Origin of the sequence: Mesorhizobium sp. Root695, from assembly GCF_001428185.1 — a bacterium.
Lineage (GTDB): Bacteria > Pseudomonadota > Alphaproteobacteria > Rhizobiales > Rhizobiaceae > Mesorhizobium.
This window is the reverse complement of sequence record NZ_LMHO01000041.1, coordinates 1-1378: the sequence shown is the minus strand read 5'-3', so window position 1 is coordinate 1378 and position 1378 is coordinate 1. Positions and strand designations below refer to the sequence as shown.

Sequence of the window (1378 nt, the reverse complement as noted above, 5' to 3'; positions counted from 1 at the left end):
CTCATAACCTGAAGGTCACAGGTTCAAATCCTGTCCCCGCAACCAAATTCATCATAAATCAATAACCGTCCCGGTCTAACCAGGGCGGTTTTTGCGTTTAAGGGCTATTCGACGTTCAGGATGGCTGAGTTACCGCCCGACCACCCCGGCCTCGGCGTGATCGCGGCTCGATACGCCGGGTGAGCCTGTCGCGAGCAACAGGTTCGGGCGGGATGTGTCGATCGCCTAAGCCGCGTCACATAAACTGAACATCGTCCGCATTGTGTGCCTGTCTACGGATCGTCAAGTTGGCCCAAGGCTGCCGGTCGGCAATGCGCCTTCATGTCGGTCATCGTAGCGATCTGATCCGCTCGCCAGAAGCGGCCATATCTTGCGCCAAGGCGGGAGGCAATTGTGATCTTTCGTTTTCAAATCACCCAACCGTTTGTCCTCAAATGATAATCTAAAGGACGTGATCCCAACTGGTGAGGCCCCCAACAATAAGCGAGATTCTAATCTCAGCGTTGAAGCCATTGAAGTGATACCAAGATGGTGGGCTCAGGACCCGATCATCGCCAGAATGGCTTTGAAAGCTCGGACTCTACTTCATCCATCGTCAACCCAATATCGTCGATCATGTGCGGCGCTTCCTTAGAAAGTCGCGCGAGGTCACGGCGGTAGAAGTGCCGTTCCCGCCATCTGGAGACATAGTCAGTTATTCTGATTGCTCGAACCGCCTGGACCGAGTGATGTACGGCTGGAGGCGCGTCATCGCGCCAAGCAGGCGAAAGCCAAGTAGGGGATGGAGTACAAGATTGTCTTCCACCCCAAGGCGGAGTCCGAGCTGGAGCAACTCTACGATGACATAGCCGGACGTGCGTCGCCGGCGATCGCTTGGAATTTCATTGCTGGTATCCGCGACCTTGTCTCGGTCTGTCGACTTTTCCACAGCGGGGCACCGGGCGGGTCGAGATCATGCCTGGGCTGCGGATTGTTGGCTACCGGCGCGCCGCCAGCATTGCGTTTGCCGTCGAGGGTGAGCGAGTGCTGATCCTAGGCATCTTTTACGCTGGCCGAAACATCACACCGGAATTGCTCGAAGATCGGCTCTAAACGCCACTTCCGGTGGGGAACTGCTCTGCAGCCACCTGGGCCGACAGGTATTTTCAGGCCGATGGCGCGCACCCGGCGCCGAGATATCGGGGCGCATCCATAGGAATGGTCGGCGCAGAACACCGCTCACAATTCGGCCAAGCCAGCTCACGAATTTCGGCCCCGTGGATATCTCCATGAGAAATCGAAAAAACATCGCTGATCGGTGTTGACAGTTCTCGTTGGTGGCGACTATATACGCCTCACCAACGAGGGCGGCTCGCCGCTGGCGACGAAGAAGTTTGCT

At 56.7% G+C, this 1378-nt stretch carries 1 pseudogene; it reads left to right on the top strand.

Annotated elements, in window-relative coordinates:
- Window positions 1-781 precede the first annotated feature (781 nt).
- Window positions 782-1092, top strand: a pseudogene (locus ASD99_RS34980) (type II toxin-antitoxin system RelE/ParE family toxin).
- Window positions 1093-1378: the final 286 nt, after the last annotated feature.